This is a genomic window from Mucilaginibacter sp. SG564 (genome assembly GCF_013149275.1).
Lineage (GTDB): Bacteria > Bacteroidota > Bacteroidia > Sphingobacteriales > Sphingobacteriaceae > Mucilaginibacter.
Map to the genome: position 1 here is coordinate 151,003 of NZ_JABGNA010000010.1, position 15,372 is coordinate 166,374.

Below are 15,372 nucleotides of genomic sequence, written 5' to 3' on the forward strand. Positions count from 1 at the left end.
TGCATTTCAGAGCATTATAAATAGGCATAAGCATAAAATCTAATAAATGGCGGTACTAAGCAGTAATTAGGTTATAATTAATCACGTAGTTTAAGTGTCAAGGATAGGTTGATAAAACAAAATCAATTTATGACGAGACTCAGGATACTTGAGTTTGGTCCTGATGCTGTTTCCGCTTTTGAATAACAAATTCCGAGGGGAGCATATCAAACTCTTCCTTAAATGATTTTGCGAAGTACTGCGGCGTGTTAAAACCCACCTCATATGACACCTCAGAGATATTCATTTGACTATACTCTAATAAATACGCAGCTTTTTTCAATCTTAACATCCGGATATACTCAACCGGAGATCTGCCGGTTATCAATAATAGCTTTTTGTAAAGTGTGTTACGATTCAGGCCCAGGTATTTACTGAGCTCGCTAACGGACAGTGCAGGATCTAGCATATTTTTATTAACATACTCGATAATATTTTTTATAAATTTCTCATCGGTAGACGGAATGGCAGGTTCATTCAATTTAAAATCAAGCTGACGGGTATAGGTCTTTTTAAATGTGGCTTGTAGACGTAAAAGATTTTTTATTTTGGAAGTGAGTATCTCAAAATTAAACGGCTTGGTCATGTAGTCATTTGCCCCTATCTCCAGGCTTTTTAGTTCCTCTTCCTCACCGATCAATGCCGTAAGTAATATGACCGGAATATGTGATGTCCGGCTATCATTTTTTACTTTAACACATAGATCCTTTCCACTCATTTCAGGCATACTGATATCACTCACGATGATATCCGGATGCAGCGCGAGCGCCTTTTGCCAGCCCTCCTTCCCGGTTGTTGCCTCAATAATATGGAACAGCCCTACAAGATTATCTTTTAAATAAAACCTGAAATCTTCATTATCCTCAACCAATAAAACAGTTTGTTTACTATTTACGCTGCTAAGGTTTTTTGTCGCCACTTCAATACCAGGAAAGGTGACCACATCGTCTGCCTCCTGATCAACCAGTACATTTTCTTCAGCGCCGTGTAAGAGCATAGGCAAGCGTACAATAAAACAACTACCAAACTCAGTATCACGCTCCACGAAAATTTCGCCTCCATGCATCATAACAAATTCTTTGGTAATTGCCAGGCCGATGCCGCTGCCCTGGTTCAACATGGAGCCAGGAAGATCGTTTTGAAAGAACCTGTCGAATATGCGTTCTTTCCTGTCTTCCGGAATTCCTATGCCGGTATCCATTACTTTAATTTCAACACATTTTAAATTAGTTTCCGATCGTTCAGGAACTAAACTTAGCAACACACTGACATGGCCTCCTTTCGGCGTAAACTTAAAAGCATTTGAAAGAAGATTGAATAATATCCTTTCTATCTTATCATGATCAAAACTGGTTTTTAAAGATTCTTCTGAGGTATCAAAGACAAACCGGATACCCTTTTCTTCGGCTATATCGATAAATGACAGGCTCACATCTTCAATAAATTTAATAATATCGCCGTGCCGGGTATGTAACTTTAGTTCCTGCACCTCCATTCTTCGAAAATCAAGTAATTGGTTTACCAGATTCAGCAGCCGTCTGGTATTTTTGCGTACCATGTTCAATTGTTGCTTTTGACCGGCATTGACAGAATCTCCCAACATTTTATCAACCGGCGCCATGATAAGCGATAATGGCGTACGGAATTCGTGGCTTACATTTGTTAAGAATTTGGTTTTTAGCCTATCTATCTCATACAAACGCTCAACTTCTTTCCTTTCCTGCTCAATAATGCGTTCCACTTCCTTTTGCTGCTGCTCAGCCGCAAACTTCCACTGTATCTTTTGTATCCCCCGCCGGCGAATGACGAAAAGTCCACCTATTATAACGATCAAATAAATGGCATATGCCAATGTCGATTTCCAGAATGGGGGCTTTACGTTGATTTTTAAAGAGATGGAGTCGGTATTCCCAACAGCGTCCCTATTGATGGCACGCACCATAAAAGTATAAGTTCCGCCATCCAGATTTGTGTACGTGGCTTTGCGCATAGTATTTTCAGCGGTGATCCAACCTTTATCAAAACCTTCTAGCATATACTGATATTTTACCTTCCCCGGATTAAAAAAATTGAGCGCGGCGAACTCAATCGTAAAAACGTTTTCATTGTGATTAAGTGTAACAGCCCGTGTCTCTGAAAGTGCTTTGGATAGTATAACATGGCCATTTATAGCTTCATCCGCAGCTACACTCTTGTTAAACAACAGCAAATCGGTAAATATGAGTTTTGATTTATTGGTATTGGGCTTTATAATCAATGGATTAAACAGATTAAATCCGTGTCCGCCACCAAATATCAGCTCGCCCTTACTCGTTTTAAAAGCGGCATTTACATTAAATTCACGCCCCTGCAAACCATCTGTTTCGTCGAAGTTTTCAAATCGGAAATTATACCTATTATCGGTACCCGTTAAAATAATACGGCAAAGACCATTTGATGTACTCAACCAAATCATACCGCTATTATCCTCCAGGATGTTTTGTATTAAATTAGCGGGCAGGCCATTTTCTTTCTTTAATGATAAAAAGCGGTTTGTTTTTACATCAAACACACTCAATCCATAACGCGTACCTATCCATACCAGACCCCGGCTATCCTCTAAGATACAATTCAATTTATTAGATATAAGTGAGTTGGGATTATTATCATCATGTTCATAATGAACTATATGACCGCTTTTTTTTATGATTATGTCAATGCCCCCGTCGCCACCCACCCAAATATTACCTTTCTTATCTTCCAAAATAGCAGACACGAAGGTTGATCTTATTTGCGTTTTATTGTAAGGGCGGGTGAATATTTTTTTGAACGGATCGAAAATATTTAGACCTCCAGCGAGGGTTCCGATCAACAGGCGATTTGATGAGTCTTCAACTATGCTCCATACCCTGTCATCTGCAATGCTTGTTGCGATGTGATCGTCATGACGATGATGGGTAAATACCTTGCCGTCAAAACTGTCTACGCCTCCGAAATAAGTACCTATCCACAGTGTTTGGTTGTGGTCCAGGCACAAACTCACAATTATATCATTACTAAGGCTGTTGTTATTTTGCGGGTCATTTTTATAACGCGTGTATTTCCCTGTTTTGCGGTCAAGGTAGATCAAGCCGCCACCATTTGTACCAATCCATAGATTGCCCCGCTTATCCTCCACAAATTTGTCAACATCCTCAAAGTCCAGACTTGAAGGATCAGAGGCGAAGTGTCTGTATAATGGAAACCTGATAATATTTTTATGATAATAGCTTATGCCTTCTTTAAATGTACCAGCCCACATTATACCTGTATTATCCTTATAGAGTATTACACTATTTTGTTTTAACGATTTGGCATCATCTTCCCTATTCAATAAATAAATAACCTTAAATCCTTTTTTATCAATAAGATTTATCCCACCATGATCCGTTGCCACCCACATCAGGCCTTCATCATCCTGATAAACATTGTTGATGACATTTACATTTAACCTTAGCCCTTTCGATGCTTTATCAAAATGGTTCAAAATATTCTTCCGCGGATTTAAATAGTACACACCTAAATTTGCTCCTGTTGCATAAATCCATAGGTCCCCATCAATATCGGCCATTATGGAGTAGGTAAATGATTTGACATTATTTAACTTGCTTAATGCCTTACTGGTGTAAGTAATTTTGTTACGAGCTATATTGAGCTTTTCAATGACACCTGTATCGTATATGAACCACATATTCCCCAGGTTATCTTCCGAAATATCAGTTACATTATTGGATAACAGGGCCAGTTTAGCACCTTTGTCACAACCATAATAATAGGTTTGTTTATCGGCCGGGTCATATCGGTAGACACCTGAATTCGGGTATATAAACCAAAAATTGCCTCTCCTGTCTCTTTTTATTTTACTCATACCGGCACCTGGCAGCTTCAATAACCTGATCCATGATGACACATCGGCACTGAACTTTTCTGTAGCCATATTGTAGATGCATAGGCCAGTGCTGGTAATTATCCACAGATTCTGCCCTGGTCCTTCGAAAATATTTTGAATATAATCATCGATAACCGAGTTTTCATTGTTTGCAAGGTGTTTAAACACCTTAAAGGTATAACCATCGTAACGATTAAGTCCAGCGCCGGTACCAAACCACATAAAGCCCTTTGAATCCTTGTATATGCAATTGACCTGATTGTGAGAAAGGCCGTTATTGATATCAAGATGCGAAAATTGATATTTGTTAATTTGCGCATTTGAATTGCATAGTACACAGATAATCAGAAAGGAAACTAAGCTTAACCGCATGAAATTTATAGTTGGCCATCAAATTTATAATTTTAAACTTATCAGACTAGTATATATTGGTTTTTTACTGTTTTATTAACACTTATAAAAACTATTTAGCAAACCTTAAGGCATATAAGTTTTTGTTAACGCTTATTCTATTTTTATACTAGCGAAGCAAAAACAACCAGTTAAAATTCCCTTTTCCAGACCGTCAGTCTGCTGCCGGAAAATTTTCGGGTACAGTTGTGGGTAAATCTGAGTTAAATCCTCTTTCTCCGACCAGGTCGGTTGCTTGCATTATTTCACCGGGGGGCAGTGCTACCGCAAAATTCACAATTATACGAATTGAAAGAATCCGGTTTAAGCAGGAAGGTCAACTAATTAATTGTATAAATTACAATAATTAATATTTTTCATTTACTTTTACGGACTTACAAACCTTTATTTTCCGCAATTACTCAATTCAATTATGAGAACAACAATTACAGGAATTGCTATTCTTTTTTTCTTTGCCGTTCAGTCATTTGCACAGGATTTTCAGCGAACGAAACAGGGTATAAAATTAAATTCACAGTTCATGGATATTGAAGTCCGGTTTTATTCTCCAACTATCGCCAGAGTCATAAAATCACCTGAGGGCACACAACCCAAAAAGGAAAGCCTGTCCGTAATTAAAGTTCCTGAAGAAGTTGAATTTACTGTTAAAGAAGAAAATCACATTATACATATAAGTACCGCAGCTCTGCAGGTTTTTGTAAATGCAGAGACCGGCAAAGTTTCATTTGCCGATATTGCAAACCATTCGCTGGTTACCGAAAAAGATTATGGCGTGCAGTTCACCGAGAAAAAAGATGCAAATAAAATCGCCCATTCGGTAAGGCAGGCTTTTTTGCTTGATAAAGAAGAGCCTATCTATGGACTTGGCCAACAACAAAATGGAAAAATGAGCCAGCGTGGCCAAAAGGTTTATCTTGTTAATCAAAATACCCGGGTTTGTATTCCTTATATCCAATCTGTAAAAGGTTATGGCATATTCTGGGATAATTACTCGCCGACCACCTTTAATGACGATAGCCAGGGGACATCTTTCGATTCCGAAATCGGGGAATGTATTGACTATTACTTGATGTGGGGAGGTCCAAAAGACGGGGTTGTGGCTCAAATTCGTGACCTGACCGGACAGGCCCCTTTAATGCCCTTATGGGTTTATGGATACAATCAGTCGAAAGAAAGATATAAGACCCAAGCGGAGTTGCTTGAAGTGGTAAAAAAGTATCGCGACCTGAAAGTACCGCTGGACGGTATTGTTCAGGACTGGCAATACTGGGGAAAAGACAGCCTGTGGAACTCCATGTCATTTGACCCGGCTACTTTCCCTAATGCAAAGAGTATGGTAGACCAGGTGCATGCCATGAATGCGCATCTGTTTATTGTCGCCTGGCCAGGCTTTGGGCCTTTGACCAAACAATATACCGAGTTCAAAGAAAAAAATATGCTTATTAATTTTGATACCTGGCCGCCGAAAAGCGGTGCTAAACCGTATGATCCTTACAATCCGGCAAGTCATGCCATTTATTGGGATTACCTAAATAAAGGCGTTTTTTCTCTTGGGACAGACGGCTGGTGGCTAGATTCCTCAGAACCTGACCATATTAACATAAGTGATAAAGATTTCGATCAACCTACTTATTTGGGATCGTTCAGGAGTGTGATCAATGCTTTCCCTCTGGTTCACGTGGGTAGTATTTACGATAGCCAGCGCGAAAGTGGCTCGGGCAAACGTGTCACCATTTTTACAAGGTCGGCATTTGCAGGTCAGCAAAGATATGCAGCAAATACCTGGAGCGGAGATGTGGCATCCAGTTGGAGCACATTAGCAAAACAAATTCCGGCGGCTCTAAACTTTAGTCTTAGCGGGATACCTTACTGGAATGCGGATATCGGCGGATTCTTTGCAGGCGATTTTATCGCAGGCGGAGGTGCCAAAAATCCGCTATTTCAGGAATTATATACACGTTGGCTTGAGTTCGCCACGTTTACACCTATGATGCGATCTCATGGAACCGATATTCCAAGAGAAATTTATCAATTCGGTCATCGTGGTGAACGAACCTTCGACATCATTGAAAAGTACATTAAATTAAGGTATAGCCTACTGCCTTACAGCTATGCTACAGCCTGGAATGTAACCCACCATTCCGGCTCATTTATGAGAGCACTGTTCATGGATTTTGGCAACGATAAGCATGTATATGATATCGGAAACCAGTATATGTTTGGAAGCTCGGTTATGGTGATACCCGTGACCAGTTCGGGCGCAACAGAGCAGACCGTTTATCTTCCAACGGGTTCATTATGGTATAATTTCTGGACAGGTAAAAAAGAGCAAGGCGGTAAGACTATCATGGCAACCGCGCCGATAGATATATTACCGCTCTACGTAAAGGCAGGTGCGATCATTCCATGGGGACCCGAAGTTCAGTTTGCAGAGGAGAAAAAATGGGACAATCTTGAAATCAGGATCTACCCGGGAAAGGATGGCGATTTTACACTTTATGAAGATGAAAATGACAACTATAATTATGAAGAGGGCAAATACACAGAGATTCCTATGCATTGGAATAATAACAGTAAAACCTTAACCATAGGAAAAATGAGAGGTGATTTTGCTGGTATGCTGACCGAAAGAAAATTTAATATTGTCCTGGTAACAGAAAATAGAGGAACCGGAGCAGAACTAAGCAAAAAAACAGACCAGATTGTTCATTACAAAGGGGTTAAACTTTCTATTAAAATTTAGGTTTGATATCATGACTGAGACACTGTTTGTTATAGCAAACAGTGTCTTTTCCATATCTTGATGACAAATCCCAGAAAACTTTTTTATTGACCAGGTGTTTAGGAGATTTTCTAAGATCGATTTGGCATCATCGGTAAGTTGAAATAGCAATTAACCCTTTCGCGTTATAGTGATCTTATTTCACCGGCCTATTTTAGGAGCCCAGTCAAGTCCTTGGTCTAAATCTTCGTCGGGGTTCCTACCTTTTTTTTGATCTTGTTCTTGCCTTTTTGGTTCCTCTTCTGCAACAAAATAAGTTTTTAATAAATCAAACAGTTGCGCGGCTGCCCCCTCCCTAAAGGTTGGATAGTATCCCACTATTTTAGCAGTAGTCAACTGTTCTTCACTTAGTCTAGGCTCGGCGGTTGGTTTCTGCACCGCCGCTGTTTCCGGTAAACCGTGTGTTTCTGATTGGGGAGTCATTGCATTTTCGTTAGTGGTTTCATGCGTTGTCGTTCCTGCTTCCCGTTTCTTTCTTTCGGCATCCAGCCATTCTTTAAATTCAGTTTCGGACTTTTTCGGTTTGATGGCGGTTTCCGTAGTGTAGATCAGTTCCATTAAAAACTTTTCCCGTAGCTTAACCGATTCGCCCAGGTCCTCACTGAATTTACTGCTTACCTCGATCTCTGCACTATCGGATTGCAAGCCATTTGCAATAAATAAATATTCCAACCTAACAGAAAAAATAAAAGAGCGGTTGTAAACCCTTGTCATCTCGGAATAGTTATCATGATAGTAGCCCCAAAACTCCTTAAAGCGGTTACGGACTTTAGTCAGCTCGGCCAGTTGGATTTGGATAAGTTCTTTGTCTAAAGTCATCAGGTCGATAAAGGCCATATCTTTCAATACCCTTAATTCGCTCCGGTAGGAAAAGCTGTCATAGTATGGGTCTGGTAGGTTAGATCATAAACCTTGACTTGCTTCTTTTCATTCGTTCCCCACTCCATGTGAAGATCGTCTTCGATAACACGCAGGTCGAATGTTTGAATACGGGTTAAAAACTCTTTCAAATGCTGCATAATAGGTAGTATGTAGTTGAGCAAAGTTACTTAATATCCCTATTTGTCAAACCAATTCAGACCTGACAATCCTATGTTGTTTGTGTGTTTTTTGTGAAATTGTGTGAGAAATGTGTGAGAATAAAAAAACCCCACTCGCCAGAATGGGGTTAAATCGTTGATTTTGAGGCTCCCCTGACGATACATAACTTCAAAAACACAATTGATAATGTGAGAGTTATCGTCCAATTATCAAAAAATTCCAATTCCAATATAAACTTTTAAACTGCTTAAAGCAAATCAAATAACCTCGCAGCCTTTATCACTGGTAAAAACAAGCTAAAGGCAAGCACTGAATCCAGTAAAAGTTTTTTCCATGTATGTAATGTTGTTTTATCAGTTAAACTTTTCTACCCCTTTAGTACTGACCTTTATGATATCGCCATTTGCATCAAATTTTAAACTATCCAAGCAAAGCTGCCTTAAAACAAAAGATTCTTTCTGCCGAAAAATACGATGATATAAAATATAGCGCTGACCCTTATTTAAAAAAGAGGTGTGATGGCCGGGGCCTATAACCGTGCTATCAGCCGAGGTGCTTAATATAACACGGTGTTCATTTTCTTTAAAGGGGCCAAGCGGGCTGTTTCCTTTTGCATAACCTACCTGGTAGCTGGCGTCGATAGCTCTCCCTTCCGAAAACATGAGGTAATAAGTTCCGCTACGTTTAACCATATGCGCCCCTTCAAAAAAATGAGGGGTGCTGATATCCTTAGGTGTGCCATCAAACGAAACCATATCGCTTTTAAGCTGTACGGCCATGCAATGCCCGTTTATCCAATGATATCCCGATCCCCAATACAGGTAAGCACTTCCGTCGGCATCAATAAAACAATCCGGATCAATATTATGAACTTTAGGGTAATCTGTAGATTTTACCATTGGCGAATTATCCTTTTTCAGGTTTTTCCAGGGGCCAAGCGGTGTATTGCTTACACCTCCCCATACTTCTCCTCCTATCGCTACATACATGTAAAACTTGTTATTCTTGCCTTTTACTACAGATGGTGCCCGAATCATTTCATCGAGCGAGGATTTGCTGGTACAGGGCCTGTTTAGTTGGCCAGTTAATATGATGCCTGATAAACTTAACAAAGTCGGTTGTTTCCAGCACCGCCAATTCATTAGCACCCCACGGATCAATGGTCGCATAAATAAAGTACCGGCCTTTATCTTTAATAATCGTTGGGTCCGCAAAGTAGCCGCCGGTTATAGGGTTTGAGATCATTTGCTTTTGAGCCCAAACGCATTCACACAGTAACATGGTTATAGCAAATACAAAAAACCGTTTCATCATAACAGTAGCCTATTTTATTTTTAATTTGATCAGGGTTTCGGGCATCCCATCGGCTTTTGCCGAAACCATAACTTCTTCTTTTGTTTCCCTTGCCTGTATAACCGCCAATGCCAAGCCATTAAAAGCATATCGGTAATTAACCTTAAAAGAGTCGTGACTTAACGGATCGCCATTATCAACGCCGGCAATAAAGGCATCCCCGATAATCTTGAAGGTTATTTTATTTTTAGCAAAAGGAACAAGGTTACCATCTTTATCCAACACTTTTGCCGTGATGAATGCAAGGTCTGCGCCCCCAGCTTTAAGCATACTTTTATCTGCCGAAAGCTCAATTACAGCTGCTGCGCCGGCGGTTTTAACTTCGGTTGATAAAACTTCGACGCCATTTTTACGGGATACCGCTTTCAACGTACCTGGCTCATATTTTACGCGCCACATGACGTGCAGATCATCGCCCTGCTTTCTTTTGATTCCTAATGATTTTCCATTCAAATAAAGCTCTACCTCATCGGCATTATTGTAATAGGCCCAAACATCTATAGTTTTTCCCGGTTTCCAGTTCCAATGCGGTAAAAGATGTAAAACCGGCTTATTTGTCCACTCGCTTTGGTACATGTAATAAACATCTTTAGGAAAACCTGCGAGGTCGACAATGCCGAAATACGAGCTGCGTGCAGGCCATGTGTATGGCGTAGGCTCACCCAGGTAATCAAATCCCGTCCAAAGGAACATACCCGACAGGAAATCATATTTTTTGATAATCTTCCAGGTTTCTTCGTGGGTTGATCCCCATGGCGCGGAAACGTTATCGTAAGCCGAAACCGTAAAATCTGCATTCATGGGCTGTTTGTCCTCGTCAGACCAGCGACGAATGCTATCGCTCGGCATATCATAAATGCCCCTCGTTTCCAACGCTGATGTTGTTTCTGTACCGATGAATTTTTTATCGGGATAACGCTCATGAAAACCGACCAGGTCGTTATGATGATAGTTATACCCTACCAGATCGATAGCTCCCGATTTAATGATCTGATTTTTAGTATCAGGATGATTGTTGGCCGCGGTAACCGGCCGGGTACTATCCAGCTTATGAACTATCCCGGCCAAATCTTTAGCTATACGGAAACCGCTGCTATCACTTTGCTCAGGTATTTCGTTACCGATACTCCATATCATTACCGATGGATGGTTACGGTCTCTCAATACCTGGTCTTCCAGATCGCGTGCATGCCACTCTTTAAAAAATAGGTGATAATCATATTTTTCCTTAGCCTTTTCCCAGCAATCAAAGGCCTCATCCATCACTATAAAACCCATCGAATCTGCTAGGTCAAGCAGATCGGGCGACGGTGGATTGTGGGATGTGCGGATAGCATTACAACCCATTTCTTTTAATATTTTCAATTGCCGTGCAAGCGCATGTACATTTATGGCCGCGCCAAGGCAACCCAAATCATGATGCAAACACACGCCTTTTATTTTTACGTTTTTTCCGTTTAGGATAAAGCCCTTATCGGTATCAAAATAAAAATCCCGGATCCCTACTGTAGTTGTGTAGGTATCCAAAACAGCATTGCCCGACACAATTTTAGAAACCACTTTGTAAAGCGCAGGATTATCTGCCGACCATAGCCTCGGTTTTAATACTGCCAGTTCCTGTTTAGTTATGGTTAGTGTATCGTTGATTGATAACAGATTAACAACCCGATCGCCAATTGCCTTACCAGCCATATCACATAGGCCGGTTATAAGCTTATACTCACCCTTTTTGCCGCCGTTGTTACGGATGGTAGTTTGCACAGAGATATTTGCGTTGGCTTCACTAACATTGCTGGTAGTAACAAAAGTCCCCCATTGATCTACCGCTATTTTGTTAACAGTAACTAAGCGCACATGCCGGTAAATACCCGATCCGGAGTACCAACGTGAATTGGGCTGCATGGAGTTATCAATCTTGACAGCAATGATATTTTTTTGTCGTCCGTATTTTAAATAAGGCGTTAACTCGTATCTGAACGAGATATAACCATTAGGCCTGAAGCCGAGGTGATGACCGTTTATCCATACATTACTTTTTTGATAAACACCATCAAATTCTATATAGGTCAACTTACCCTTACTTCTATCGGGAGCTATAAAGGTTTTCCGATACCAGCCGATACCGCCGGGTAAAGCACCGCCTTCGGGCTTAGCCGGGTTATCCTTCCTGAATCTGCCTTCGATGCTCCAATCATGCGGCAGATCGAGTTTGCGCCATTTGGTATCATCAAGACCTACACCCTGTGCTTGATTCACATCACCTAAATTAAACGACCAGTTTTTATCAAAATTTATAACCTGCCTTCCAGGTTGGTTTTGCGCACAAACAAAAGCGGCAGGCAGCAGTAAAATACAAAGGAGGAGATATTTATATTTCATGTTATTTATAATAGTATTAATGAAATGACCAACGGATAAACCCCACCTGCTGTTAGGTTAGATTTTCAGGAAGATCTTGTTCCGGTACAAAATATAAAGCAAGGTTAGCTGTATAAAAACCACAGATATAGCCGACCATACCGGTTGCCAGTTTTGAGACAGGTGACTGATAATCCCTCCAAAAAAATAATTGGCCGTATGCTGAAAATCTACCATCCCCTCTGATGCGAGGTAAATGACTATTGAATTCACACCGATAAATACAAAAGGAAAAGCCCATTTTCGCCAACCGGCAACATCAATAATGAGATAAAATACGGACAGAAAAACACAGCTCCAGCCGCCAACAAACAGCACAAACGAACTGCTCCACAAGCGTTTGTTGATTGGAAAGCCCACATTCCATAACAAACCTAAGCCTATCAATACAACACCAGCAGCAAATACCCCCATTCCCTTTTTCCACATCGGCCATTTCGCGTTATCGTACTTCAAAAACTGCCCTGTAAATATGCCCAACATGGCCGTGCCTATAGCAGGTATGGTAGATAGCACCCCCTCAGGGTCATGCACTTTATCATGCAGACGACCGGGAAGCAATAAGCGATCGATATAAGATTCCAGGCTGCCATTCATGGTTAAAACACCCGCGCCGTAACCAGGTACAGGGATCCACTCCATGGCAGCCCAATACCCCAACAACAAAAAGGCAAACCATACAATCTGCCCACGAGTGCCAAAATGGAGATAGATGATGCCGGCAAAAAACCAGGCCAAACCAATGCGGCCCAGCACGCTGGCAAAGCGGGTATTTTCATATCCGTTAAACTTAAACAGCCCGTTCACCACCATGCCTAAAAAAAGCAGGATGAGTGCCCGCCTAATCATGGATACATAAACTTCCTTTTTGGCAGCGGTTGGTAAAAGATATGGTTGAGCAACACCGTGTTTTCCGGCTTTACTCCCCATGGAATATGGCATGGACACCCCGGCAATAAACAAAAACAGCGGGAAGATCATATCATAAAAAGTGATGCCGTTCCATACCGTATGGTGCAACTGGCCCGACATCCACACAAAAACCGGCCAGCCTGTGGCTTTGGCAACAGCGTGTATAACACGTTCCCCACTCATGATCCAAAACATATCAAAGCCGCGGAGGGCATCTAACGATAATAGCCGGGCTGGCTTTGAAACAGTTTTTTCAGGATTAGCTATTGGTGTACTTAAATTGCTCATATCCACTATTTAAGATCGTTACTCATATTTGCCCGGTACTTTTCATATAGTTGCTGCACTATCAGCGTGCTGCTGCCATTAGGCGCAACAGGATAAGTTTTTGATGAGTTAACCCATTGCCACTCCCAATCACTTATTGATTTATCGAACAGTTTAAAATCTGGTTCTTTGCCTGTTTCAAGCGAGGCTTGTAGCACCCCGAAAAACTTTTGCCAACGTACCTTGTAAAAATCGTTAAGCAAACCGCTCCACTGCCTGCACGAGTATTCATGCAACGGGCTATCTGCCCCTCCCCATAATGTGATGAGGTTGCGGGCATTTTTTTCATACAGTGCTTTTTCGGCAGGGTTAGTACCCCAGGCGCGGGCATCGGCTATCCAGGGGCCAAGCATAAAATCCTTTTGAGTAACAAGCAGCTTGTCTATATCGGCTATTAAGGCTAAGTATTCGTTTGTGTATTTTACAAAGGCTTTATCATTTTTATCCTGGTACGCCTTGATCCATTTTAACTGAACCGGTCTGCCGTAGTTGGCCAGCACCTGCCGCGTAACGTCAACCAAATCATAATTAAAACCGCTGCTTTGTTTGCATAGTGGGATCGCCGCAACTATTTTATCCCAGGCGGGGAGCAGGTCCTTACGGTTATAATTAAGATGGGTGCGTGTCCATACAGCGGCCGAATCAAGCGTTGGCCGCCCTGTAATGATAGATTCAGCCCCATCGCGGATATCCTTGCCGTTAAAAACGGTCGTCCGCAGTATTTGCCATGCATCCACTGCTTCTTTGCTTTTTACACCATAGCGGTTAAATACATATTGAGGCAACCATTCATCAAGGTTAACGGGTTTGTTTTGCCACGTGTTTTGCGCCATTAATTCATACAACACAGGCGTTTGCTGAATGGCCTCCATAGTTAAGCCAATGCCAATCATCTTACCCGAAGCAGAATCTGCAAGGGCCTGCGCAGGTTGAGCAGCCACAGCTTCGATACGACCGAACAAACTATTGTTGCCGCCATAATTATGCAGCATATTCCAGATCCATGGTTTGCCGTAAAATGCTTCGGTACGTTTCCAAATCGGCTCGTAATCGGTGTTCAAGTCAAGTACTATCATATGATCATTAGGCACGGCATTTAATAGCGCTTTGATCTGCTCATTTTTCCAGAACTTCCGATCGCTAAAAAATAGCCATCCCTGCATCACCCAAACTGCCTTTGGATCGGCACCTTTCATACCATCATAAACCCGCGCACTTAATTCCGACAGGAATTTAGGATCGTTAGATGGCGGTTCGTTCTCATTAAAAGTATCTGCCGAGTACAGGTGGTCGGTTCCGTAAACCTTGGTTTGTTCCTCTATAAACTTCTTACCTATCTGCGCAAACAACGGATCTTCCGAATCAAGGATATAAGTATCAGCAAAGCCATTGTTCCAGTTGGTTTGTTTGAGTTTGGCCTTAGGATAATGTTTTTTAAACGACGCCGGCACATGCCCGGTAAAGGCAGGGAGTACCGGTTTTATCCCCAGTTCGCGCTCGCGCTGCAATATTTTAACCTGCAAGTCGCGGTGGCTTGTTATCCAGGTTGTTGGTAGTGGCCCATCCCAGGCATCAACATTACCCATATAAAACCAACCAAAATATGCCGGGCCTGTAAAAAACTTTTGCATATCATGGTTGCTGAAACCCATCGATTTATAAACCTTGTCCCAAACATATTCCTGTCCGGTAATAGCCAGCGGCATATTAATGCCATGAAGCGCCATCCAGTCAATCTCCTTTTCCCAGCGTTTCCAGTCCCACCAGCTCATGCTGTAACTGTACGTACAATAGTTGAGGTAATACCGGTATTTGTAAGGGGTCGCTTTATGCACCTTGGCCGCAGGCATAGGCAAATTAGCGGGTAACTTCAGGTTTGAGCCGTTCCAGGTAATTTGGCAATGCGTATATTCGGCAAGGTAATGATACAGGGCCGACGCAATGGCCACGCCATTGTTACCCCTTAAAATGATCTTCCCTTTTGCGCCTTCTACTTCAAAAGCATCTTTAGCTTCAGTTACAGGAAGCGGCTGAACGATAAATTTTTGAGCGGCAGCGGGCACAATCCTTTTAATTAAAGCGTACGATGACTGTACATTTAACTGCGCTACGGTTTTGTTTGCCATACAGCACATGCTGCACAGCAGTATATAAATAAAAACTTTGGGTTTGCAGTTCATTT

9 protein-coding genes are annotated in these 15,372 nt (G+C 41.6%); 1 reads left to right on the forward strand and 8 read right to left on the reverse strand.

Annotated features, from left to right (window positions below; genetic code table 11):
• Window positions 1–139: 139 nt before the first annotated feature.
• Window positions 140–4,318 (reverse strand): hybrid sensor histidine kinase/response regulator transcription factor, encoded by a 4,179-nt coding sequence (locus FHW89_RS22145; RefSeq protein ID WP_172337237.1) that lies wholly within the window; start codon window positions 4,316–4,318, stop codon window positions 140–142.
• A 451-nt stretch (window positions 4,319–4,769) separates the two neighbouring features.
• Between FHW89_RS22145 and FHW89_RS22150 the strand changes: the two genes are divergently transcribed.
• On the forward strand, window positions 4,770–7,100 hold the full coding sequence (locus FHW89_RS22150; RefSeq protein WP_172337238.1) for a TIM-barrel domain-containing protein: 2,331 nt from the start codon (window positions 4,770–4,772) through the stop codon (window positions 7,098–7,100).
• Between the two features lie 180 nt (window positions 7,101–7,280).
• On the opposite strand, the gene FHW89_RS22155 is transcribed toward FHW89_RS22150, so the two are convergent.
• From FHW89_RS22155 to FHW89_RS22180, 7 genes are all read right to left on the reverse strand, one after another.
• Window positions 7,281–7,976: a hypothetical protein gene (locus FHW89_RS22155; RefSeq protein WP_216650657.1), complete on the reverse strand. Its 696-nt coding sequence runs from the start codon at window positions 7,974–7,976 to the stop codon at window positions 7,281–7,283.
• Between the two features lie 14 nt (window positions 7,977–7,990).
• Window positions 7,991–8,182: a hypothetical protein gene (locus FHW89_RS28700; RefSeq protein ID WP_216650658.1), complete on the reverse strand. Its 192-nt coding sequence runs from the start codon at window positions 8,180–8,182 to the stop codon at window positions 7,991–7,993.
• A gap of 351 nt (window positions 8,183–8,533) precedes the next feature.
• Window positions 8,534–9,322 carry a family 43 glycosylhydrolase gene (locus tag FHW89_RS22160; RefSeq protein WP_371742476.1) on the reverse strand — a complete coding sequence of 263 codons (789 nt, stop codon included), beginning with the start codon at window positions 9,320–9,322 and terminating at the stop codon, window positions 8,534–8,536.
• Window positions 9,219–9,461: a hypothetical protein gene (locus FHW89_RS22165; protein ID WP_172337240.1), complete on the reverse strand. Its 243-nt coding sequence runs from the start codon at window positions 9,459–9,461 to the stop codon at window positions 9,219–9,221. Before FHW89_RS22165 ends, FHW89_RS22160 begins: the two co-directional genes overlap by 104 nt.
• A 42-nt stretch (window positions 9,462–9,503) precedes the next feature.
• Window positions 9,504–11,912: a beta-galactosidase GalB gene (gene galB / locus FHW89_RS22170; protein WP_172337241.1), complete on the reverse strand. Its 2,409-nt coding sequence runs from the start codon at window positions 11,910–11,912 to the stop codon at window positions 9,504–9,506.
• A 57-nt stretch (window positions 11,913–11,969) separates the two neighbouring features.
• Window positions 11,970–13,151 (reverse strand): acyltransferase family protein, encoded by a 1,182-nt coding sequence (locus FHW89_RS22175; RefSeq protein ID WP_172337242.1) that lies wholly within the window; start codon window positions 13,149–13,151, stop codon window positions 11,970–11,972.
• Between the two features lie 5 nt (window positions 13,152–13,156).
• The gene (locus tag FHW89_RS22180) at window positions 13,157–15,370 is read right to left on the reverse strand and encodes an alpha-N-acetylglucosaminidase (protein WP_253952292.1); all 2,214 of its coding nucleotides are present in this window, start codon (window positions 15,368–15,370) and stop codon (window positions 13,157–13,159) included.
• Between the last annotated feature and the right edge of the window lie 2 nt (window positions 15,371–15,372).

Coding starts and splice junctions, on each gene's coding strand:
- FHW89_RS22145 (WP_172337237.1), bottom strand. CDS start 4,318: ATGCGGTTAAGCTTAGTTTCCTTTCTGATTATCTGTGTACTATGCAAT.
- FHW89_RS22150 (WP_172337238.1), top strand. CDS start 4,770: ATGAGAACAACAATTACAGGAATTGCTATTCTTTTTTTCTTTGCCGTT.
- FHW89_RS22155 (WP_216650657.1), bottom strand. CDS start 7,976: ATGGCCTTTATCGACCTGATGACTTTAGACAAAGAACTTATCCAAATC.
- FHW89_RS22160 (WP_371742476.1), bottom strand. CDS start 9,322: ATGAATTGGCGGTGCTGGAAACAACCGACTTTGTTAAGTTTATCAGGC.
- FHW89_RS22165 (WP_172337240.1), bottom strand. CDS start 9,461: ATGTTACTGTGTGAATGCGTTTGGGCTCAAAAGCAAATGATCTCAAAC.
- galB (WP_172337241.1), bottom strand. CDS start 11,912: ATGAAATATAAATATCTCCTCCTTTGTATTTTACTGCTGCCTGCCGCT.
- FHW89_RS22175 (WP_172337242.1), bottom strand. CDS start 13,151: ATGAGCAATTTAAGTACACCAATAGCTAATCCTGAAAAAACTGTTTCA.
- FHW89_RS22180 (WP_253952292.1), bottom strand. CDS start 15,370: ATGAACTGCAAACCCAAAGTTTTTATTTATATACTGCTGTGCAGCATG.